The sequence below is a fragment of the [Mycobacterium] manitobense genome, assembly GCF_025821665.1.
GTDB lineage: Bacteria > Actinomycetota > Actinomycetes > Mycobacteriales > Mycobacteriaceae > Mycobacterium > Mycobacterium arseniciresistens.
This window is the reverse complement of sequence record NZ_JACKSJ010000108.1, coordinates 1-20097: the sequence shown is the minus strand read 5'-3', so window position 1 is coordinate 20097 and position 20097 is coordinate 1. Positions and strand designations below refer to the sequence as shown.

Annotated in this window: 20 protein-coding genes; 12 read left to right on the top strand and 8 right to left on the bottom strand. The window is 70.3% G+C overall.

Annotation, left to right across the window (positions count from 1 at the left end):
• The first annotated feature begins 246 nt into the window (after nt 1–246).
• Both fdxA and dapC read left to right on the top strand, forming a co-directional pair.
• Nucleotides 247–570 (top strand): ferredoxin, encoded by a 324-nt coding sequence (gene fdxA / locus H7I41_RS14100; protein WP_264013218.1) that lies wholly within the window; start codon nt 247–249, stop codon nt 568–570.
• A 41-nt stretch (nt 571–611) separates the two neighbouring features.
• Nucleotides 612–1697, top strand: a complete 1086-nt coding sequence (gene dapC, locus H7I41_RS14095) for a succinyldiaminopimelate transaminase (protein ID WP_264013217.1) — start codon at nt 612–614, stop codon at nt 1695–1697.
• A gap of 4 nt (nt 1698–1701) precedes the next feature.
• Here the strand turns inward: dapC and H7I41_RS14090 are convergent, their stop codons facing one another.
• Nucleotides 1702–2154, bottom strand: coding sequence for a MarR family winged helix-turn-helix transcriptional regulator (locus H7I41_RS14090; protein WP_264013216.1), 453 nt, complete (start codon nt 2152–2154; stop codon nt 1702–1704).
• A gap of 57 nt (nt 2155–2211) precedes the next feature.
• Here H7I41_RS14090 and H7I41_RS14085 point away from each other — a divergent pair, with 57 nt between their 5' ends.
• Nucleotides 2212–3438 carry a multidrug effflux MFS transporter gene (locus tag H7I41_RS14085; RefSeq protein WP_264013215.1) on the top strand — a complete coding sequence of 409 codons (1227 nt, stop codon included), beginning with the start codon at nt 2212–2214 and terminating at the stop codon, nt 3436–3438.
• A gap of 40 nt (nt 3439–3478) precedes the next feature.
• Nucleotides 3479–5251: an acyl-CoA dehydrogenase family protein gene (locus H7I41_RS14080; protein ID WP_264013214.1), complete on the top strand. Its 1773-nt coding sequence runs from the start codon at nt 3479–3481 to the stop codon at nt 5249–5251.
• Here H7I41_RS14080 and H7I41_RS14075 read toward each other — a convergent pair.
• Nucleotides 5248–6822 carry a PucR family transcriptional regulator gene (locus tag H7I41_RS14075; RefSeq protein ID WP_264013212.1) on the bottom strand — a complete coding sequence of 525 codons (1575 nt, stop codon included), beginning with the start codon at nt 6820–6822 and terminating at the stop codon, nt 5248–5250. The genes H7I41_RS14080 and H7I41_RS14075 overlap by 4 nt on opposite strands.
• An 83-nt stretch (nt 6823–6905) precedes the next feature.
• Here H7I41_RS14075 and pruA point away from each other — a divergent pair, with 83 nt between their 5' ends.
• Entirely contained in the window at nt 6906–8534 is a 1629-nt protein-coding gene (pruA, locus tag H7I41_RS14070) for an L-glutamate gamma-semialdehyde dehydrogenase (protein ID WP_264013211.1), read from the top strand.
• A 1-nt stretch (nt 8535) separates the two neighbouring features.
• Entirely contained in the window at nt 8536–9495 is a 960-nt protein-coding gene (locus H7I41_RS14065) for a proline dehydrogenase family protein (protein ID WP_264013209.1), read from the top strand.
• 90 nt (nt 9496–9585) lie between these two features.
• Here the strand turns inward: H7I41_RS14065 and H7I41_RS14060 are convergent, their stop codons facing one another.
• From H7I41_RS14060 to H7I41_RS14040, 5 genes are all read right to left on the bottom strand, one after another.
• Nucleotides 9586–10113 (bottom strand): hypothetical protein, encoded by a 528-nt coding sequence (locus H7I41_RS14060; RefSeq protein ID WP_264013208.1) that lies wholly within the window; start codon nt 10111–10113, stop codon nt 9586–9588.
• 228 nt (nt 10114–10341) lie between these two features.
• On the bottom strand, nt 10342–10842 hold the full coding sequence (locus H7I41_RS14055) for an Rv2253 family sensor-like surface protein (protein WP_276008781.1): 501 nt from the start codon (nt 10840–10842) through the stop codon (nt 10342–10344).
• 50 nt (nt 10843–10892) lie between these two features.
• Nucleotides 10893–12551: a nucleobase:cation symporter-2 family protein gene (locus H7I41_RS14050; protein ID WP_264013207.1), complete on the bottom strand. Its 1659-nt coding sequence runs from the start codon at nt 12549–12551 to the stop codon at nt 10893–10895.
• A 68-nt stretch (nt 12552–12619) separates the two neighbouring features.
• Complete coding sequence (locus tag H7I41_RS14045; RefSeq protein ID WP_264013206.1) at nt 12620–13018, bottom strand: YybH family protein; 399 nt, start codon at nt 13016–13018, stop codon at nt 12620–12622.
• A gap of 57 nt (nt 13019–13075) precedes the next feature.
• Nucleotides 13076–13615, bottom strand: a complete 540-nt coding sequence (locus H7I41_RS14040; RefSeq protein ID WP_264013205.1) for an NUDIX domain-containing protein — start codon at nt 13613–13615, stop codon at nt 13076–13078.
• 41 nt (nt 13616–13656) lie between these two features.
• Between H7I41_RS14040 and H7I41_RS14035 the strand changes: the two genes are divergently transcribed.
• Together H7I41_RS14035 and H7I41_RS14030 are read left to right on the top strand one after the other, a co-directional pair.
• A complete protein-coding gene (locus tag H7I41_RS14035) occupies nt 13657–15063 on the top strand; it encodes an acyl-CoA synthetase (protein WP_264013204.1) in 1407 nt (468 codons plus the stop codon).
• On the top strand, nt 15054–15401 hold the full coding sequence (locus H7I41_RS14030; RefSeq protein WP_264013203.1) for a VOC family protein: 348 nt from the start codon (nt 15054–15056) through the stop codon (nt 15399–15401). The genes H7I41_RS14035 and H7I41_RS14030 overlap by 10 nt, the downstream gene beginning before the upstream one ends.
• 12 nt (nt 15402–15413) lie before the next feature.
• Here H7I41_RS14030 and dapD read toward each other — a convergent pair whose 3' ends face one another.
• A complete protein-coding gene (gene dapD, locus H7I41_RS14025; RefSeq protein ID WP_308214621.1) occupies nt 15414–16358 on the bottom strand; it encodes a 2,3,4,5-tetrahydropyridine-2,6-dicarboxylate N-succinyltransferase in 945 nt (314 codons plus the stop codon).
• Between the two features lie 34 nt (nt 16359–16392).
• Here dapD and dapE point away from each other — a divergent pair, with 34 nt between their 5' ends.
• The 4 genes from dapE to H7I41_RS14005 all read left to right on the top strand — a co-directional run bounded on the left by dapE (nt 16393) and on the right by H7I41_RS14005 (nt 19930).
• The gene (gene dapE / locus H7I41_RS14020; protein WP_264013202.1) at nt 16393–17460 is read left to right on the top strand and encodes a succinyl-diaminopimelate desuccinylase; all 1068 of its coding nucleotides are present in this window, start codon (nt 16393–16395) and stop codon (nt 17458–17460) included.
• Nucleotides 17461–17528: 68 nt separating this feature from the next.
• The gene (locus H7I41_RS14015; RefSeq protein ID WP_264013201.1) at nt 17529–17834 is read left to right on the top strand and encodes a hypothetical protein; all 306 of its coding nucleotides are present in this window, start codon (nt 17529–17531) and stop codon (nt 17832–17834) included.
• Nucleotides 17835–17839: 5 nt separating this feature from the next.
• Nucleotides 17840–18136, top strand: coding sequence for a hypothetical protein (locus H7I41_RS14010; protein ID WP_264013200.1), 297 nt, complete (start codon nt 17840–17842; stop codon nt 18134–18136).
• A 180-nt stretch (nt 18137–18316) separates the two neighbouring features.
• Nucleotides 18317–19930 carry an ABC-F family ATP-binding cassette domain-containing protein gene (locus tag H7I41_RS14005; protein WP_264013199.1) on the top strand — a complete coding sequence of 538 codons (1614 nt, stop codon included), beginning with the start codon at nt 18317–18319 and terminating at the stop codon, nt 19928–19930.
• The last annotated feature ends 167 nt before the right edge of the window (nt 19931–20097 follow it).

The following is a 20097-nucleotide window of genomic DNA, read 5'->3' as shown; positions in this document are numbered from 1 at the left end:
ATAGGAGAGCGCCGCTGAGCGATCGTCCAGCAGTTGGGTACGAGGGGTGGTGTCGCGACTAGGCACTTGTATGTGCGACGTCTAGTATCAGTAACCACGCGCCACCCGTAAGGGCGGCGCGTGAAGTTAGGGCACACTGAGACGAACGTCCAGGTATCGCTCCTTCATACTTGCGGCGAACTCTCAGGGCCCGACACATACCGCAGCCCAACTGGACATTCAGACAGGAAGACTGAGGAGACCCCGGTGACGTACACGATTGCCGAACCCTGCGTCGACATCAAAGACAAGGCGTGCATCGAGGAATGCCCTGTCGACTGCATCTACGAGGGCGCACGCATGCTGTACATCCACCCGGACGAGTGCGTCGACTGTGGCGCATGCGAGCCGGTCTGCCCCGTGGAGGCGATCTACTACGAGGACGACGTCCCCGACCAGTGGAGCCAGTACACCCAGATCAACTCCGACTTCTTCACCGAACTCGGTTCGCCGGGCGGCGCCTCCAAGGTCGGCCAGACCGACAACGACCCCGCGGCGGTCAAGGAGATGCCACCGCAGGGTGAGGGCTGATCACGTCGACTGACGCGGCTCGCGAGCGGGCCCGGCATCGGGTGTCGGCGACACTGCCGACCTTTCCGTGGGACACCCTGTCCGCGGCGACCGCGCAGGCGCGGGCGCACGCCGGCGGCCTGGTGGACCTCTCCGTCGGCACGCCCGTCGATCCGGTGGCGCCCGTCATCCGCGACGCACTGGTCGACGGCAGCGCGGCGCCGGGATACCCGACCACCGCGGGCCGTCCGGAGCTGCGGGCCTCGGCGGAGCACGCGCTGCGTCGGCGTTACGGCGTCACCGGCCTGGCGCCCGACGCCGTGCTGCCGGCGATCGGCACGAAAGAGCTGATCGCGTGGCTGCCGACGCTGCTCGGGCTCGGCCCCGACGACGTGGTGGTGGTGCCGGAGCTGGCCTACCCGACCTACGACGTGGGTGCGCGGCTGGCCGGCGCACAGGTGCTCCGCGCGGACTCCCTGACGCAGCTCGGCCCGCAGACGCCTGCCCTGATCTACCTCAACTCGCCCAGCAACCCGACCGGCAAGGTGCTCGGCGTCGATCACCTCCGCAAGGTCGTCGGCTGGGCGCGTGAGCGCGGCGTGCTCGTCGCCTCCGACGAGTGCTACCTCGGCCTCGGCTGGGACGAGCGGCCGGTGTCGGTGCTGCACCCGAGCGTCTGCGACGGCGACCACACCGGACTGCTCGCCATCCACTCACTGTCCAAGACGTCGTCGCTGGCCGGCTACCGCGCCGGTTTCGTCGCCGGCGACCCGGCGGTGGTCGTCGAACTGCTGGCCGTCCGCAAGCACGCAGGCATGATGATGCCGACGCCGGTGCAGGTCGCGATGGTCGCCGCACTCGACGACGACGAGCATGAACGCGAACAGCGGGAGCGCTACGCCCGCCGCCGTGACGCCCTGCTGCCCGCCGTGCGCGCGGCCGGACTGCGCGTCGACGACTCCGAGGCCGGGCTCTACATCTGGGCCACGCGAGGCGAACCGTGCCGCGACACCGTCGACTGGTTCGCCCGGCTCGGCATCCTGGTCGCGCCCGGCGAGTTCTACGGCCCCCGCGGCGCCGAGCACGTCCGCATCGCGCTGACCGCCACTGACGACGCCATCGCGGCGGCGGTCGACCGGCTGCGCTAAGCGATCAGCCCATCGCCGCCAGCCGCTGGAACACCGGTGCGGCCTTGATGAGCAGGTCGGCCTCCGCGTCGGTCATCTCCGCCAGCTGATCCCGGACGGCGTCCGACCAGACCGCGTCGATCATCCGCTTGTGCCCGGCGGCCTCGGCGGTCAGCCGTAGCCGGACCGACCGGCGGTCCAGGGAATCGACCGAACGCTCGACCAGGCCGCGGTCGACCAGCCGCCGCACGGTGGTGCTGACGTTGCTCGGTTGGACGGCCACCATGCGCGCCACATCGGACACGGTGATGTCCGGGTGGTCCGAGACGGTGCGCAACACCTCGAACTCGGAGTGCGGCAGCGGTTCCAGACCCGCCTGGCGCTCGCCGAACCGGCGCAGCGACCACACCACGGTCCGGACGGCCACAGCGATGTCGCGAACATCACGCGCACTGACGTCTTCTCGGCGAGGAGTCATGTCCGCTATATTAGCTCTGGAAATAGCTATAAATCTATAGATAGTGATGTGAGTGCAATGAACTCCAGGACCACCCTGCGCGGCACCGAGCCCGCGACGGACACCACCACCCGGCCGCTGCCGCTGAGCTGGCTCGGCGTGCTCGCGCTGCTGACCGCCGTGGCGCCGCTGGCCACCGACATGTACCTGCCGGCCTTCCCGGCGATGGCCGAGGAGTTCGGCACCTCGGCATCGGCGATCCAGCTGACGCTGACCACGTTCATGATCGGGCTGGCGATCGGTCAACTCGTCATCGGCCCACTCTCGGACCGGTTCGGCCGGCGTCCCCTGATGCTGACAGGAACGCTGGTGTGCGTGCTGGCCGGCGCGGCGTGCGCACTGGCGCCCACCATCGAACTGCTCACCGTCTTCCGGTTCCTGCAGGGGTTCTGCGGAGCGGCCGGCGTGGTGCTCAGCCGCGCCGTGGTGTCCGACCGGGCGCACGGCGCCGCCGCCGCGCGGGTGTTCAGCCTGATGATGATCATCAACGGCGTCGCCCCGGTGGTGGCGCCGCTGCTCGGCGGATCGCTGATGGGTCTCATCGGTTGGCGCGGCGTCTTCTGGATCATCACCGGCCTCGCGGCGGCGATGTTCGTCGGCGTCGTCGCGGTGCTCGGCGAGACCCATCCCGAGGAACGCCGGATGACCGGCGGCGTGACCGCCATGCTGCGCGACGCCCGATCGGTGCTGACGAACCGGCACTACATCGGCTACACGGCGGCCTTCGCGTTCAGCTTCGCGGTGATGTTCGCCTACATCGCAGCCTCGCCGTTCGTGCTGCAGAACGTCCTCGGGCTCTCCGAGATCACGTACGCGATCGCCTTCGCCGCCAACGCCGTCGGCCTCGTGCTGATGAACGCGCTCAACGCGCGGATCGTCGGCCGCTTCGGTCAGCGCCGGCTGCTCGCCCTCGGGACCTCGCTGCTGGTCGTGTTCGCCGCGCTGCTGCTCCTCGACGCCGTGCTCGGACCGGTGCTGTGGGCGACGCTGGTGCTGCTGTGGGGCACGGTCACCTCGCTGGGTCTGGTGATGGCCAACGCGACGTCGCTGGCCCTCGACGAGGTGCGCGCCACGGCGGGCACCGGGTCGGCGATGCTCGGCGCGCTGCAGTTCGGGCTCGCCGCGGTGGTCTCACCGCTGGTCGGGGTCGGCGGTGACCACACGGCGGTGCCGATGGCGGTCGCGATGGTGGTCAGCGCCGTGATCGGGGCGGGCGCCCTGATGCTCACCCGGCGATCGGCCTGACCTGCCCCGGTGACGGCCCGCGTCGTAATACGGTCGTGGCATGCGCGACTACGACGTCGAGGCCGTCGACCGGCTTCCGTTCAGCACCGACGAGAAGGCGGGCCGCTACCGCACCGAGGACTTCGCCGGCGCGGTCGGGCTGAACTGGTACGACACCGATCCCACGCTGCAGGCCACCATGGCCTACTACCTGCAGCCCGACGAACTCGCCTTCGCCGAGCCGCATCTGACGCGGATGGGCGAGCTGATGGGCGGGCCGGTCGCGCGCTGGGCCGAGGAGACCGACCGGAACCCGCCGCGGCTCGAACGTTACGACCGGTGGGGACACGACGTCGGCCGGGTCGTCATGCCGGCATCGTTCACCGCGGCGAAGCGCGCGGTGCTCGACGCGCAGCAGACGTTGCGGGCGGATGCGCGTGCGGCCGGGCACAGTTCGGGACTGATGCTGTTCGCGTCGAACTACCTCCTCGACCAGGCCGACATCGGGATGGGTTGCGCGCTGGGTACCGGCGGGGGCATGGTGCAGTCGCTCGTCGCGGCCTACGCACCGGCGGATGTCCGTGATCACGTTCTGGCCAAGTTCGGCTCCGGTGAATGGGCAGGCGAGACCGCCCAGTTGCTCACCGAGCGGACGGGCGGATCGGACCTCGGCGCCCTGGAGACGACGGCCACCCGCCGCGGCGACGCCTGGATGCTCAACGGCTTCAAGTGGTTCGCCTCGAACTGCAACGGCGAGGCGTTCGTCGTGCTCGCCAAACCCGAAGGGGCCCCGGACTCGTCGCGCGGTGTGGCCACCTTCCTGGTGCTGCGCACCCGCCGCGACGGTTCCCGCAACGGCGTGCGCATCCGTCGGCTCAAGGACAAGCTCGGCACGAAATCGGTGGCATCGGGTGAGATCGAGTTCGTCGACGCGGAGGGCTTCCTGCTCTCCGGCGAGCCCGATGCCGACGCCGGCCCGTCCGACGGCAAGGGCCTCGGCCGGATGATGGAGCTGACCAACTCCGCGCGGCTGGGCATCGCGCTGTTCGCGCTCGGCAACGCCCGGCGGGGTCTGGTCGAGTCGCTGTGTTACGCCCGGCACCGGCAGGCGTTCGGCGGCGCGCTGATCGACAAGCCGCTGATGCGGCGCAAACTCGCCGAGATGATCGTCGACGTCGAGGCCGCCCAGGCCATGGTGTTCGACGGCACCGGCGCCACCAATCACCGCCAGCCCCGCCGCATCCGGCAGCGCATCGCGGTGCCCGTCACCAAGCTCAAGGTCTGCCGGCTCGGCATCACCATCGCCTCCGACGCCATCGAGATCCACGGCGGCAACGGCTACATCGAGGGCTGGCCGGTGGCCAGGCTGCTGCGCGACGCCCAGGTCAACACGATCTGGGAAGGCCCCGACAACATCCTGTGCCTTGACGTGCGGCGCGGGATCGAGCGGGCGCAGGCCCACGAACCGCTGCTGTCCCGGATGCACGACGCGGTCTCGGTGTCCGACGGCGACGAGGTCGCGGGGCTGGTGGCGGAGCGCATCGGCGATCTCGAGGCCGCCATCACCGCGTGGACCAAACTCGACGGCGCGGTCGCCGAGGCGAGATTGTTCCCGCTGACCCGGTTCATGGGCGACGTCTACGCCGGCGCCCTGCTGACCGAGCAGGCGGCGTGGGAGCGCGCCGACGGCCGGGGTGAACGAAAAGCGTTGGTGGCGCGGCTGTATGCGCAGCGCTACCTCGCCGACCACGGCCCGCTCCGGGGGATCGACGCCGACGGCGACGAGGCGATGGAACGGTTCGACGAGCTGGCCGCAGGCGCGCTGCGGGTCTAGGGTTCGGTAGCGCGAAGGCCGAGCGCCAGCACCAGCCGGTCGTCCGGATCGGTGAGCGACGTCGACAGCAGCGTCTCGATGCGCCGGATGCGGTAGCGCACGGTGTTGGGGTGCACGTGCAACCGGTGGGCCACCGCGGCGATGTCACCGAACCCGTCGAGATACGCGCTCAAGGTGTGCGCCAGCATCGGGTCGCGCTCGCGCAACGCGCGTGCCCGCGGATCCACCAGCCGGGGCTGGGCGGCAACCTGCGACACGATCTCGTCGAGCAGCACGGTGGTGCGGGCCTCGTCGACGGTGGTGACCTCCGCGATGGCGCCGGGATGGCGTGCGGCACTGTCCAACACCCGATCCACCTCGGCGCGCGCGGCGGCGGCTCCGGGCAGGCCCTCCGGCGAGTGGGCGACCACCGCGCGCAGGCTCAGACCCAGTTCCCGGCGCAGTGCGGCCACCACGCCGCGGGCCCACGAACCGATGGTCGCCGGGGCGCCCGCGCGGGGGATCAGGACGTACACCCGGTCGCCAGACGAGGCCACCTGCGCATCGCGGCGGAACGCACCTGCGCTCAGCGCGACCACCTCCGGGGGCACCGCGGCCCCGACACCGTGGAACCCGATCAGCGCGGCGCGGCCTGCGGCGTCGATGCCGAGTTCGCGCGCGGTCGTCACCACGTCGCCGGGGTCGTCGCCGGATAGGCCGAGCAGCTGCTGCACCAGGCGGCTGTGCGACGACGGCGCCGCGGCCAGCCGTGACAGCACCCGCGCCGCCAGTACCGCCCCGCCGCGCAACACGTCCTCGGCGTCGTCGGCCAGCGGCTCGGACCCCTGCTGCAGCCAGATGGTGCCCGCGAACCCCGGCGGGCGCCGATCGCCGGCCGAGGGCAGGTGGACGCCTACGGCGAGCCGCGGCCGCAGGCCCAGTTCGGGGCGTTCGGCGACGCGGACCACGTCGCCGCCGGCGCGCAGGGAGTCGAAGATGCCCCACTGGCCGATCCACTCGAGGTGCTCCGGCGGCCCGGCGCGGCCGAGGATCGACAGCCGCCGCAACTCGTCGGCTTCGGCATTGGAGGAGGAGTACGCCAGCACATGAGAGGCGGCGTCCTCGATGCTGACCAGGCCGCGGGTGCGGTCGGCGATGGCCTGGGCCAACGCGAAAAGATCTGTGCCGCCGGGTAACTGCGTGTCGGACAGGTCGTTGCGGTGGTCGAAGATGTGGTTCACCAGCCGGTAGAGCCGCTCCCACCTGGCTTGCGGGTCCACCGCCACCACGGCCACTCCCGCCGCGCCGGCATGCTCGATCAGCCGGGGCGTCGGCGCCTTGACGAAGATCGCGACCGGTGGCCGGGCCTGGCCGGTCAGCCAGCGCGCGGCCGCGTCGTCGGGCACGCCGAGCAGGAAGAACAGATCGGCACTGCCTGCACCGAGCGCCAGCCCCAGGCGGACGTCGTCGGCGTCGACCAGGGCGACGGACCCGACCGGGACATCGAGGCCGCGCGGCGCGTGCTCGAGGCCGACCATCGTGCGGTCCAGCGCCAACAGCAGCTCACCGAGCGGGACGCGGGCCGACGGCATACTGTCCGATTCTATAGCCACAGCCGCAATGTCTTGGCCGATCGGCCAGTCTGCCGGGCGTCCGGTTCGGGGATCCTCATTCCATGGACGCCATCACCGATGTGCCGTTGCCGGCGAACGAGCCGGTGCACGACTACGCCCCCGGCTCGGGTGAACGCACCCGCCTCACCGACGCACTCTCGGCGCTGGCCGCCGACCCCCTCGACCTGCCGCACGTCATCGGCGGCGAACACCGGATGGGCGGCGGGACGCGCATCGACGTCGTGCAGCCCCACCGCCACAGCGCGCGGCTCGGCACGCTGACCAACGCCGAGCACACCGATGCAGGCGCGGCCGTCGACGCGGCGATCGCCGCCAAGGCCGGCTGGGAGGCCACCCCGTTCGACGAGCGCGCCGCGGTGTTCCTGCGCGCGGCCGACCTGCTTGCCGGCCCGTGGCGGGAGAAACTCTGCGCCGCCACCATGCTCGGCCAGTCCAAGTCCGCCTACCAGGCCGAGATCGACGCGGCGTGCGAGCTGATCGACTTCTGGCGATTCAACGTGGCGTTCGCCCGGCAGATCCTCGAACAGCAGCCGCTGAGCACCCGCGGCGTGTGGAACCGCGCCGACTACCGGCCGCTCGAGGGGTTCGTCTACGCGATCACCCCGTTCAACTTCACCGCGATCGCGGGCAACCTGCCCACCGCCCCCGCCCTGCTCGGCAACACCGTGGTGTGGAAGCCCTCGCCGACACAGACGTTCGCGGCCTACCTGACCATGCAGCTGCTCGAGGCGGCGGGCCTGCCGCCGGGGGTGATCAACCTGCTCACCGGAGACGGTCAGGCGGTGTCGGAGGTGGTACTGAGCGACCCGCGGCTGGCGGGCATCCACTTCACCGGATCGACCGCGACGTTCCAGCACCTGTGGCGCGAGGTCGGCGCGAACATCGACCGCTATCGCACCTATCCGCGGCTGGTGGGGGAGACCGGCGGGAAGGACTTCGTGCTCGCGCACACCAGCGCCGATCCCGACGTGCTGCGGACCGCGCTCATCCGCGGTGCGTTCGACTACCAGGGGCAGAAGTGTTCGGCGGCCTCGCGGGCGTTCGTGCCGCGGTCGGTGTGGCAGCGGATGGGCGACGACTTCCTCGGCGCCACCGAAACCCTGCGCTACGGCGACGTCGCCGACCTGACGAACTTCGGCGGCGCGCTGATCGACGAACGCGCATTCGCCAAGAACGTCGCAGCGATCGAGCGGGCGAAGAGCGCGCCGAACGTGACGATCGCCGTCGGCGGCGAATACGACGACAGCGAAGGCTATTTCGTGCGGCCGACCGTGCTGCTGTCCGACGACCCCGGCGACGAGTCCTTCAGCACCGAGTACTTCGGGCCGATCCTGAGCGTGCACGTCTACCCCGACGGCGAGTACGAGCAGATCCTCGAGACCATCGACGCCGGCGCCGCCTACGCGCTCACCGGCGCGGTGATCGCGACCGACCGTACGGCGGTGCTGGCCGCCCAGACCCGGCTGCGCCACGCGGCGGGCAACTTCTACGTCAACGACAAACCGACCGGCGCGGTCGTCGGCCAGCAGCCGTTCGGCGGTTCCCGCGGTTCGGGCACCAACGACAAGGCCGGGTCGATGCAGAACCTGCTGCGCTGGACCTCGGCCCGGTCGATCAAGGAGACGTTCGTCCCGGCCACCGATCACCGCTACCCGCACATGGGCGCCTGACATGGGCGTCTTCCAGCGGGTGGCCCGGCCGGCGATCCTCGCAGCCGGCCGGTCCAAGCGGTTGCGCCGCACCGCCGAGCGAATCCCGTTGACCCGCAGCGTGGTACACCGGTTCGTGCCGGGAGAGACGGTCGACGATGCGCTGAGCTCCGTTGCGGCGCTGCGTGAGTCCGGCCGGATGGTCAGCATCGACTACCTCGGCGAGGACGTCGCCGACACCGAGGCCGCCACCGCCAACGTCGACGCCTACCTCGGCCTGCTCGACGCGCTGGGCCGCCGCCGTGACACCGGTTCGACGGTGCGGCCACTCGAGGTGTCGCTGAAGCTGTCGGCGCTCGGGCAGGCGTTGCCCCGCGACGGCGAGAAGATCGCGCTGGAGAACGCACACACGATCTGCGGGCGGGCCCAGCAGATCGGAGCGTGGGTGACCGTGGACGCCGAAGACCACACCACCACCGACGCGACGCTGTCGATCGTGCGCGAACTGCGCGCCGACTTCGACTGGCTGGGCACGGTGCTGCAGGCCTATCTGCGCCGCACCGAGGCCGACTGCGAGGACTTCGCCGCCGCCGGGGCGCGGATCCGGCTGTGCAAGGGCGCCTATGACGAGCCGGCGACGGTGGCCTACCGCGACGCCGATGAGGTCACCGACTCGTACCTGCGTTGCCTGCGGGTGCTGATGGGCGGCTCGGGCTACCCGATGGTGGCGTCCCACGATCCGGCGATCATCGGCGCGGTGCCCGCGCTGGTGCGCGAACACGGCCGCGGCGTCGACGATTTCGAGTATCAGATGCTGTACGGCGTGCGGGATCCCGAGCAGGTCCGGCTGGCCGAGGGCGGTGACCCGGTGCGGGTGTACGTGCCGTTCGGCACCCAGTGGTACGGCTACTTCGTCCGCAGGCTGGCCGAGCGTCCGGCCAACTTGACGTTCTTCCTGCGCGCGCTCGCCGAACGCCGCTGACTGACCTGTCGAGACCGTGCAAAGATCGCCGATCCGGCGAATTGGCGGTCGAAATGCGAAGTCAACGAGTGTCCCGCCATACGTCTGCACCTAGCAGTAGGTCTGTTTGGCGACCATGACCATGAGCTTCGCCGTTGCAGCGCAGTAACATCCGCTCAGGTAGTTGTTCACGACCTCGTTGAGGTCGCTGTAGAGTGCGAGCCTCTGCCCGACCGGGTGCAAGCCGGCAATCTGGCCGTTGACCTGTCCCATCGCGAACTCCCAACCCACCTTGTCGTCGGTGAAGTACAGGTCCAGAGCAGTTTCGCAAAGCATCTGCATAGGCTTCCGGTAAGGCGGTGGTGCGTCGTCAAGTTTTGTGACGACTTTTCCGGCAGGCGGCTTCTTGGGTGTGAATGACGTCCATTCCCTCTGAAGGGTCCGCAGTGCAACGTCGTCGCTCACCGGCGTCACCTTCGTGGCTTGGGCGACGAACTGGGCCGTCGCCTCTGAACGGCTAAAGCCGAACCGATTTGCGAGCACCGATGCGACTTCGTCGGCGACCGCAGTGATCTGCTTCAGCGACGGCAACGCCGAGGCGGCCGGTCCGGTCGACAGGGCCGACCAGGTCAGTGCCATCACCGTAGTGATCACAAATAGCAAACGTCTTGTCGACATGGTTTCCCCCAGAATCGAATGTGTTGAGCTGACATCGCCAGTGTGATCTCAGCTGGAGCAAACCCCTAGGGGTGTTCATGAGTGGGGTAGTGGTCTACGCACCCCGGACCGCGCTCACCGCTGATTCCGCGCCCATGGCGTGATTTCGGGCCGGAATCGCGCCGTCAGCGCAAAGTCAACGCAATGGCGTCAGAAGACGGGGGAGGCGTCGACGGCCATCTCGACGGAGCCGTTGCACGGGCCGCCCTGGATGTCGGTGCGCCAGTTGCCCCGCAGGACGCCGTCGGAGTGCGGCGCGTACCACGCCACCGAGCGGGCCGGCGCCCACACCTTCTCCACACCCGGGCCCTGGTAGCAGTCCCACTGCCAGTCGTAGACGTGCACCCACTTCTCGCCGTCCCAGGTGTAGCGCGGCGGCTGCGGCAGGGTCGGGTTCTGCGGCTTCGGCCCGCCGACGACCGTGGCGACGCACCGCCCCGTCGAGCAGTCGGTGCTGAACAGGTACACGTCGCTGAACGTGGGCTCCCACTGCTGGGCGGCCAGGCTCGTCCCGGTCTTCTCGGCGGCGTAGCGCACCAGCGAATACCGGCCGGACCACACCTGTCCCGCCGCCTGAGCGGTGGAGGGAGTCACGAACGCGGCCACCGACACCGCGGTCAGCAGGACCGTGCCGAGGCGGCGAATGTGCATCGTCCCACCGTATGACGGTGAACGCCGGGCAGCCGGTTACGCCACGCCCGCTACTCGCGACTGCGGCGAGAGAACCGGCCCTCGGTGACCTCGTCCCACTTCTGGCACACCGCTTCGACCCGCGGGTCGCCCTGCTGCTTGATCCACTCGCAGGTCTCGACGTCGGTGGAGGGGTTCGTGACGATGATGGTGTGCAGTTCGGGCCGCTCCTCGGCGAGCTCGCGCAACTGCTGCGGCGGGGTCGACGGGTCGGCCGCCCGCAGCGCGTCGAGCGGATCGGGCAGCGCGCCCCTCGGCGCGTCGTAGGCAGCCGGGGTGTCGTCCTCGTCCGGGGTGGCGCGGTGGCGGTTGAGCAGAAGATTGAGCGCGATCGCCGTCACCGCTCCGGCCGAGATACCGGAATGGAAGATCGTCTGGAACCAGTCGGGGAACTGGTGATACAGGTCGAGCGAGACGTTGACCGGGCTGTCGGCCAGTGCCCGGTCGGTGTAGTACAGCTTGGCTTCGGTGAGCATCGCGACGCCCACCGAGATCGCCACCACGAGCACGTTCGTGTTGTCGAACCGCACCTTCGCCAGGGTGCGCACTCCGCTTGCCGCGACCATCCCGAACAGCGCCACCCCGGCGCCGCCGAGCACCGGAAGCGGGATGCCCTCCACCACGGCGGCCATCTTCGGCAGCAGGCCCAGCAGCACCAGGATCACCCCCGCCGCGGTCGCGACATGGCGGCTGCGCACCCCGGTGATCGCCACCAGGCCGACGTTCTGCGCGAACGCCGTGTACGGGAACGTGTTGAAGACGCCGCCGAGCACCGTGCCGAGACCGTCGGCGCGCAACCCGTCGGCGAGCCGTCGAGGCGTGATCTTCTCGTCGACGATCTCACCCACCGCCACGATGTCGCCGGTGGTCTCGGTCATGATCACGATCGCGACGATGAGCAGCGCGATGATCGAGCTGATCTCGAAGGTCGGCAGCCCGAACTGGAACGGTGTCACCACGCCCACCCAGCCGTACTCGCCCATGTGGCTCCAGTCGGTCATCCCCAGCGGGATCGCCACGACCGTGCCCACGATCAGGCCGAGCAGGATCGACACCCGCCGCACACTCTCGGGTGCGAAGCGTTCGAGCGCGATGATGACGGCGAGGGTGAAGAAGCCCATGCCGACGGCCTTCGGGTCGCCGAATTCGGGGCCCGTTCCGCCGCCGAACCAGCCGGCGGCCACCCGCATCAACGACACCCCGATGATGAGGATGACGGTGCCCGTCACCAGCGGCGGGAAGAAGCGGATCAGCTTCCCGAACACCGGCGCGAGCGCCATCATGAACAATCCGCAGGCGATGACGGAGCCGTAGATCGTCGTGACGCCGTGGTTGGCGCCGATGGTGATCATCGGCCCGACGGCCGCGAACGTGACACCCTGCATCAGCGGCAGCCGGACCCCGAACCGCCAGAAGCCGACCGCCTGCACGATGGTCGCGATGCCTGCCACCAGCAGGTCGGCCATGATCAGGTGCACGATGTCGGACTGCTCGAGCCGCCCGGCCGCGACCATCGCCCCACCGACGATCAGGGGCACCGCGACGGCGCCGGCGTACATCGCGAGCACGTGCTGCAAGGCCAGCGGCACGAGCCGGCGCAGTGGCGGGACGTCGTCGACGGGGCGGCCGTTCGCCCTGCCCTCGATGAGCGTTCTGGTCAGCGTGGCCATGGTGCACCCATCTTGAGGTGGCGCTGTTTCGCGGCTTTTCCGCGGCGATGACCGTTGTATTACTCCGGTCAGCCGAGCATCGGGAAGGAATGGTGTTCGTGGGTGACCCGCCAGCGGCCGTCGACCCGGCGCAACCCGACCGTGATGCGCAGCCGGTTCTCGGGATTGGTCTCGAATTCCTCAGGCTTGCCGCACCGCAGCAGGCCCCACGCGAAGGCGACGTCCTCCCCCGCGGTGACGTCGAGTTCCTCGATCTCGAACTGCGCGCCCTGGCGGATGTACTCGAAGAACGGCGGCCACGACGCCCGGTACTCGTCGATGCCGCGCACGCCGCGATAGGGCGGCGGGACGTCGAACATGACGATGTCGGGGTCGTGGCCGCTCAGCACCCCGTCCTGGTCGCAGTCGCGGATCGCGGCGGCCCACCCGGTGATGACCTCGCGGATCTCGGTGTCGTCGGTACTCATGGCGTTTTCCTTTCGTCCTGAGTGCTGACCTCACCCGGCCGCCCGAATCATCGGCGGCTAGACGTGCTCGCTGAGCAACAGCAGGGCCCACGCGGCGATCGACTGGGCATCGGTGATGTCGCCGTCACGCATCATCGTCTCGACCTCGGCGCGGGAGAACCACGCGCTGTGCATGTCCTGCTCCTCGTGCTCGCGGTCATGGTCGCCCTGCGTGACGCCGGTGGCCAGGAACACCCACCCCCGCTGACTGCTCATCCCGGGTGCGACGTCGAGCCGGCCCAGCAGCGTCAGCGTCGCCGCACGCAGTCCGGTCTCCTCGCGCAGTTCGCGGGCCGCAAGCGGTTCGGCGTCCATCGCCGCCATCCCGGGCGCCGTGCCCTGCGGGAACTCCCAGCGCCGCAGGCCGAGTGGATACCGGTACTGCTCGACCAGGGTGAACCGGTCGCCGTCGCGCGGGATCACCAGCGCGTAGGTCGGCTTGTCGACCACCGCGTAGATGCCGGGGCTGCCGTCGGGGCGGCGGATGTCGTCCTCGCGCACCGTCAGCCACGCGTTGCGGTACACCTCTCGAGACCCGACGCGCTCGATGGAAGTCACCGGCACAGTATCGCCGAACCGCGGCGAGTAGCCTCGCTGGCGTGTTGCTGGCCTCGCTGAATCCCGCCGCGGTCGCCGGGGGAGCCGACATCTCCGACGCGGTCCGGATCGACGGGGCGGTGCTCAGTCGCAGCGATCTCGTCGGCGCCGCGACCTCGGTGGCCGAGCGTGTCGCCGGTGCGCACCGGGTGGCGGTGCTGGCCACGCCGAGCGCGGCGACGGTGCTGGCCATCACCGGCTGCCTGATCGCCGGGGTGCCCGTCGTGCCGGTGCCCGCGGACGTCGGCGCCGCCGAACGCCGCCACATCCTCACCGACTCGGGCGCCCAGGCCTGGCTCGGCACACCGCCCGCCGACGACGGCGGGCTGCCGGTGATCCCGGTGCGGATGCACGCGCGGTCATGGCACCGCTACGCCGAACCGCCGCCCGAGGCGCCGGCACTGATCATGTACACCTCCGGCACCACCGGCCCGCCGAAGGGCGTCGTGCTGAGCAGGCGGGCGGTGGCCGCCGACATCGACGCACTGGCCGCGGCATGGGAGTGGACCGCCGAGGACACCCTCGTGCACGGCTTGCCGCTGTTCCATGTGCACGGCCTGGTGTTGGGCTTGCTGGGCTCACTGCGGATCGGCAACCGGTTCGTGCACACCGGGCGGCCCAGCCCCGCCGGCTACGCCGAGGCCTGCGGATCGCTGTACTTCGGGGTGCCGACGGTGTGGTCGCGGATCGCGGCCGACGCCGACGCCGCACGCGCGCTGTCGTCGGCGCGTCTGCTGGTCTCCGGGAGCGCGCCGCTGCCGGTGCCGGTCTTCGAGCGGCTCGCCGAGCTCACCGGCCAGGCGCCGGTGGAGCGGTACGGCAGCACCGAGACGCTGATCACCGTGAGCACCACGGTCGACGGTGAACGCCGGGCCGGCTGGGTTGGGCTTCCGGTGTCCGGCGTCCGGACGCGGCTGGTCGACGAGGCCGGTGACGAGATCGCGCACGACGGCGAGACCATCGGCCGGCTGCTGGTGTCGAGCCCCACGATGTTCGACGGCTATCTGAACCTGCCCGACGCGACGGCCGCGGCGTTCGACGGCGACGGCTGGTTCCGCACCGGTGACGTCGCGGTGGTGGACGGGGGCGGCATGCACCGCATCGTCGGCCGGGAGTCGGTGGACCTGATCAAGTCCGGCGGCTACCGGGTGGGCGCCGGCGAGGTGGAGGCCGCACTGCTCGGGCATCCCGGCGTCGAGGAGGCCGCGGTCGTCGGCGTGCCCGACACCGACCTCGGGCAGCGGATCGTCGCCTACATCGTCGGCTCGGCGGATCCGGACACCCTGATCGCCTACGTCGCCGACCAGCTCTCGGTGCACAAGCGGCCGCGTGAGGTCCGGCTGGTCGCCGAACTGCCACGCAACGCGATGGGCAAGGTGCTCAAGAAGGAACTCGCACAGTGGGATTGAGGTTCACCGAGGTGTGCGTCGACGCGGCTGACCCCCGCGCACTCGGCGCGTGGTGGGCGCGGGTGCTCGGCTGGCCGCACGAGGTGGACGACGACGGCGACGTGCGGTTGCGCGCGCCAGACGGCGCGGGACCGGACTGGCTGTTCCTCGCGGTGCCCGACGACAAGATCGTGAAGAACCGGATCCATTTCGACTTCACCCCGGCCGACCAGCAGGTCGAGGTCGACCGGCTGGTCGGACTCGGTGCGCGGCACGTCGACGTCGGGCAGGGCGACCGGAGCTGGGTGGTGCTGGCCGACCCCGAGGGCAACGAGTTCTGCGTCCTCGCCGCCCCGTAGACGGGGCGGCGATCAGTTCGCGTGCAGCGCCTCGTTGAGCGTGATGCCGGTGCCGTCGCGCTTGACCACCTCGACCGCTCCGGACAGCGAATTGCGGCGGAACAGCAGGTTGTCCGCGCCGGACAGGTCGCGCGCCTTGACCGTCTGGCCGTCAGCGGTCTGCACCTTGGTGCCCGCGGTGACGTACAGGCCTGCCTCCACCACACAGTCGTCGCCCAGCGAGATGCCCAGCCCGGCGTTGGCGCCGAGCAGGCACCGCTTGCCGACCGAGATGACGTTCTTCCCACCACCGGACAGGGTGCCCATGATCGACGCGCCACCGCCGACGTCCGACCCGTCGTCGACCACGACACCGGCCGAGATGCGGCCCTCGACCATCGAACTGCCGAGCGTTCCGGCGTTGAAGTTGACGAAGCCCTCGTGCATCACGGTGGTGCCCGCGGCCAGATGGGCGCCGAGCCGCACCCGGTCGGCATCGGCGATCCGCACGCCCGTCGGGACGACGTAGTCGACCATCCGCGGGAACTTGTCGATGCCGTAGACCGTCACCGGTCCGCGCCGGCGCAGCCGGGCCCGCACGGTCTCGAAGCCGGGGACGGCGCACGGACCGAAGTTCGTCCACACGACGTTGGCCAGCACGCCGAACACGCCGTCCATGTTCGCCTCGTGCGGCTTGATCAGCCGGTGCGACAGCAGGTGTAGCCGCAGGTAGGCGTCGTAGCCGTCGGCCGGCTTGTCGGCCAGCGAGTCGATCACCGTGCGCACCACGACGGTCTCGACGTCGCGCTCGTCGTCGCGGCCGGCCAGCACCGCAAGTTCCTCGGGCACCTCGGCCACCGACAGCCGCACCGTGCCCGGATCGCCGCCGATGTTCAGGTCCGGCGCCGGGAACCAGGTGTCGAGCACCGTCCCGTCGGCCGCCAGCGTCGCAAGGCCGATTCCCACAGCAGAAGTCACGGTGCCACAGGTTACTGGAATAGGGTCTAATGCTGTGGCCCTGGACCTGCACGACGACCCCGTCGCGCTGACCGCCGCGCTGGTCGACATCCCCAGCGAATCGCGGCACGAGCAGCGCATCGCCGACGAGATCGAGGCCGCCCTGCGCGCACAGACCCACGGGTTCGAGATCGTCCGCAACGGTGACGCGGTGCTGGCGCGGACCAACCTCGGCCGGCCGTCGAGGGTGCTGCTGGCGGGGCACATCGACACCGTGCCCGCGGTCGACAACGTGCCGAGCCGGATGGACGGCGACGAACTGCACGGCTGCGGCACGTCGGACATGAAGTCCGGAGACGCGGTGTTCCTGCACCTGGCCGCCACCATCGCCGAGCCCAGCCACGACCTGACGCTCGTCATGTACGACTGCGAGGAGATCGAGGCGAGCGCCAACGGCCTCGGCCGCATCGAGCGCGAGCTGCCGGACTGGCTGCAGGCCGACGTCGCGATACTCGGCGAGCCGTCCGGCGGCTACATCGAGGCGGGCTGCCAGGGCACGCTGCGGGTGGTGGTCAGCGCGACGGGCACCAGGGCGCATTCCGCGCGATCATGGCTCGGCGACAACGCGATCCACAAGCTCGGTGCGGTCCTCGACCGGTTGTCTGGATATGAGGCGCGCAGTGTCGACATCGACGGCTGCGTCTACCGCGAGGGGCTCTCGGCGGTGCGCATCGACGGCGGCGTCGCAGGCAACGTCATCCCGGACGCCGCGTCGGTGACGGTGAACTTCCGGTTCGCGCCGGATCGCAGCGTCGAACAGGCGCTCGCGCACGTGCACGAGATCCTCGACGGCCTCGACGTCCGGATCGAGCAGACCGACGCCGCCCGCGGTGCGCTGCCCGGCCTCACCCAGCCGGCGGCGGCGAAGCTGGTCGAGGCCGCCGGCGGGCAGGTGCGGGCCAAGTACGGGTGGACCGACGTGGCGCGGTTCGCGGCGCTGGGCATCCCCGCGGTCAACTACGGACCCGGCGATCCCAACCTCGCCCACCGCGCCGACGAACACGTGCAGACCGGCCGCATCACCGCGGCCACCGACATGCTGCGGGCATACCTCACGGCCTGAGAAATCGCCGTCATGTCGACCCCGGGACCGCGATTAGCCTCGAGGCAGGAGACGGGGAGCGTGGGCCGATGCAGAGCGTGAATTGGCGTCAGGCGGTGTACCTCGGCGCCGCGGGCGGGGGAGTGCTGTGGGGCGTGCTCACCACGCTGTTCGTCGGGCTCAGTGCCGATAGTCCGGGCGAAGACCTTGAATTCGGCGGCGGCCAGTGGTTCGCGGCGACCGTCGGCACGGTGCTGGCGCTGGCGGTGGCCACGACGCTGGTGCTGCGGGGGCACTCGATCGGTCGGCGCACCGCCGGAATCGGCTGCGCGGTTGCCGTGCTCAGCGGTTGGCTGGTGCTCGGCTGGGTCGCCCTGCAAGTCAACGGAATCTGAGCGCGGTGTCCTACGAAACGGAGGCGGCGAAGCGTCCTTCTTTGGATTGGTCGCCGGGGTCGCCGCTGATGCTCATCGGGTTCGGGCTCGGTGTCCTGGCGGCGTCCACCAACGTTTTCGTGTACTTCTGGCCGTACGCCTGGCTGGCGCCGCTGACGTTGTCCGGACTGTGCGCCCTGTTGTCACTACTGCCCCGTTGCCGTCGACTGCTCCCGATTGCCGAGGGGGCCTTCGCCGCTGTCGTGTTCGCCGCCGTACTGGTGTGCGTCATCTACGCCGGCCTCGCCGCCGCGGTGGCCTGATGACCCGGAAATCCGCTTGACGACGCTCGTAATGTGGTCAGCGGACGAATGTTCCCGATCGAGGTGGGCTGAAGACATGTGGGGAGACGACGACATCTCCGGATGATCCGGAGAGATCGCAGTCATCCATCGTCCTCACCGCGGCACCGGTGTGTCCGCGGCCCCCACGAAAGCCTCCTCATGTCTTCGATCATCGCCACCAATCTGTCCTTCGCCTGGCCCGACGGCTCGGTCCAGTTCGCAGATCTGTCCTTCGCTCTCGGCGACGGCCGCACCGGCCTCGTCGCGCCCAACGGTGCGGGTAAGACCACCCTGCTCACATTGATCGCCGGCGAACAGGTGCCGACCTCCGGCGCGGTCACGGTCGACGGAGTGCTGGCCTACCTGCCGCAGGCACTGCCGTTCGACGCCGGACGGGGAGTCGCTGATGTGCTCGGAATCGCCGGCGTCGTCGACGCTTTGGCCGCCCTCGCCGCCGGCGACGCGGGCGAGGACGTCTTCACCGCCATCGGTGACGACTGGGACGTCGAGGAGCGCGCCCGCGCGCAACTCGAGCGCCTCGGCCTCGAACACGTCACGCTCGACCGCACACTGGGCTCGCTGTCCGGTGGTGAGGTGGTCACCCTGGGTCTGGCTGCCCAACTGCTGAAGCGGCCCGACGTACTGCTGCTCGACGAGCCGACGAACAATCTGGACGCCGACGCCCGGCACGCGCTGTACGCCGCGCTCGACGACTTCACCGGGTGTCTGGTGGTGGTGAGTCATGACCGGGTGCTGCTCGACCGGATGGATCAGATCGCCGAACTGTACCGCGGCGAGATGCGGTTCTACGGCGGCGGTTTCACCGCTTACGAGGAGACCGTCGCAGCGGACCAGCGGCTCGCCGAGAGCAACCTGCGCAACGCCGGGCAGCAGCTCAAACGCGAGAAGCGGCAGATGCAGCAGGCCCGCGAACGCGCGGCCCGCCGGTCGGGCACCGCCGCGCGCAACGTCAAGGACGCCGGGCTGCCGAAGATCATCGCCGGTGCGATGAAGCGCAGGGCGCAGGAGTCGGCGGGCCGGGCCGACGACGTGCACGCCAAGCGCGTCGACGACGCACGCACCCGGCTCGACGACGCCGAGCGGGCGCTGCGCGACGACGATGCCATCGTGCTCGACCTGCCCACCACGGCCGTGCCCGCCGGACGCACCGTGCTGACGGCAGAGGCGCTACAGGTGGTTCGTGACGGCCGGAAATTGTTCGGGAACAACGGCATCGGGTTGGCCATCCAGGGCCCGGAACGGATCGCGCTGACCGGTCCGAACGGGGCGGGAAAGTCGACACTGCTGCGTCTGATCTCCGGCGACCTGCAGCCGAACCTCGGCAGCGTGCGGCGGGCCGACGGCCGGGTGGCCTACCTCTCGCAGCGACTGGACCTGCTCGACCCGCAGCGCTCGGTCGCCGAGAGCCTGGCCGAGTCCGCGCCAAGCCTGCCGCACACCCGCCGGATGCATCTGTTGGCGCAGTTCCTCTTCCGCGGCGACCGCATCCATCTGCCGGTCGGCGCGCTGTCGGGCGGCGAGCGACTGCGCGCCACCCTCGCGTGTGTGCTGTTCGCCGAACCGGCGCCCCAGCTGCTCCTGCTCGACGAACCGACCAACAACCTCGACCTGGTGAGCATCGGGCAGCTGGAGGCGGCGCTCAACGCCTACCAGGGCGCGTTCGTGGTGGTGAGTCACGACGACCGCTTCCTCGACGAGATCGCGGTGCAGCGCCGGCTGCGGCTCGAAGGTGGTGCGCTGGTGGCTAGATGAGCGTCGTGTCGCCGACCGGGGGACGCGTGGGCGCAGGCGCGGGCCGCTCGTCCTCGGGCTTCTGCTCGGGCTCGGTCTGCTCGCCCGGCGGCCGGTCGTCCGCGTCGGCCTTCTCGTCGCCCGGCGGCCGGTCGTTCTCCCCGGCCGGGGCGCCGCCACCGGCATCG

Excerpts from the sequence above, each read along its gene's own strand:
- H7I41_RS14015 (WP_264013201.1), top strand. The coding sequence starts at position 17,529 with ATGCAGAGCGTGAATTGGCGTCAGGCGGTGTACCTCGGCGCCGCGGGC.
- H7I41_RS14065 (WP_264013209.1), top strand. The coding sequence starts at position 8,536 with ATGGGCGTCTTCCAGCGGGTGGCCCGGCCGGCGATCCTCGCAGCCGGC.
- H7I41_RS14045 (WP_264013206.1), bottom strand. The coding sequence starts at position 13,018 with ATGAGTACCGACGACACCGAGATCCGCGAGGTCATCACCGGGTGGGCC.
- H7I41_RS14075 (WP_264013212.1), bottom strand. The coding sequence starts at position 6,822 with ATGCCGTCGGCCCGCGTCCCGCTCGGTGAGCTGCTGTTGGCGCTGGAC.
- H7I41_RS14050 (WP_264013207.1), bottom strand. The coding sequence starts at position 12,551 with ATGGCCACGCTGACCAGAACGCTCATCGAGGGCAGGGCGAACGGCCGC.
- H7I41_RS14005 (WP_264013199.1), top strand. The coding sequence starts at position 18,317 with ATGTCTTCGATCATCGCCACCAATCTGTCCTTCGCCTGGCCCGACGGC.
- H7I41_RS14085 (WP_264013215.1), top strand. The coding sequence starts at position 2,212 with ATGAACTCCAGGACCACCCTGCGCGGCACCGAGCCCGCGACGGACACC.
- H7I41_RS14090 (WP_264013216.1), bottom strand. The coding sequence starts at position 2,154 with ATGACTCCTCGCCGAGAAGACGTCAGTGCGCGTGATGTTCGCGACATC.
- H7I41_RS14080 (WP_264013214.1), top strand. The coding sequence starts at position 3,479 with ATGCGCGACTACGACGTCGAGGCCGTCGACCGGCTTCCGTTCAGCACC.
- pruA (WP_264013211.1), top strand. The coding sequence starts at position 6,906 with ATGGACGCCATCACCGATGTGCCGTTGCCGGCGAACGAGCCGGTGCAC.
- H7I41_RS14060 (WP_264013208.1), bottom strand. The coding sequence starts at position 10,113 with ATGGCACTGACCTGGTCGGCCCTGTCGACCGGACCGGCCGCCTCGGCG.
- H7I41_RS14055 (WP_276008781.1), bottom strand. The coding sequence starts at position 10,842 with ATGCACATTCGCCGCCTCGGCACGGTCCTGCTGACCGCGGTGTCGGTG.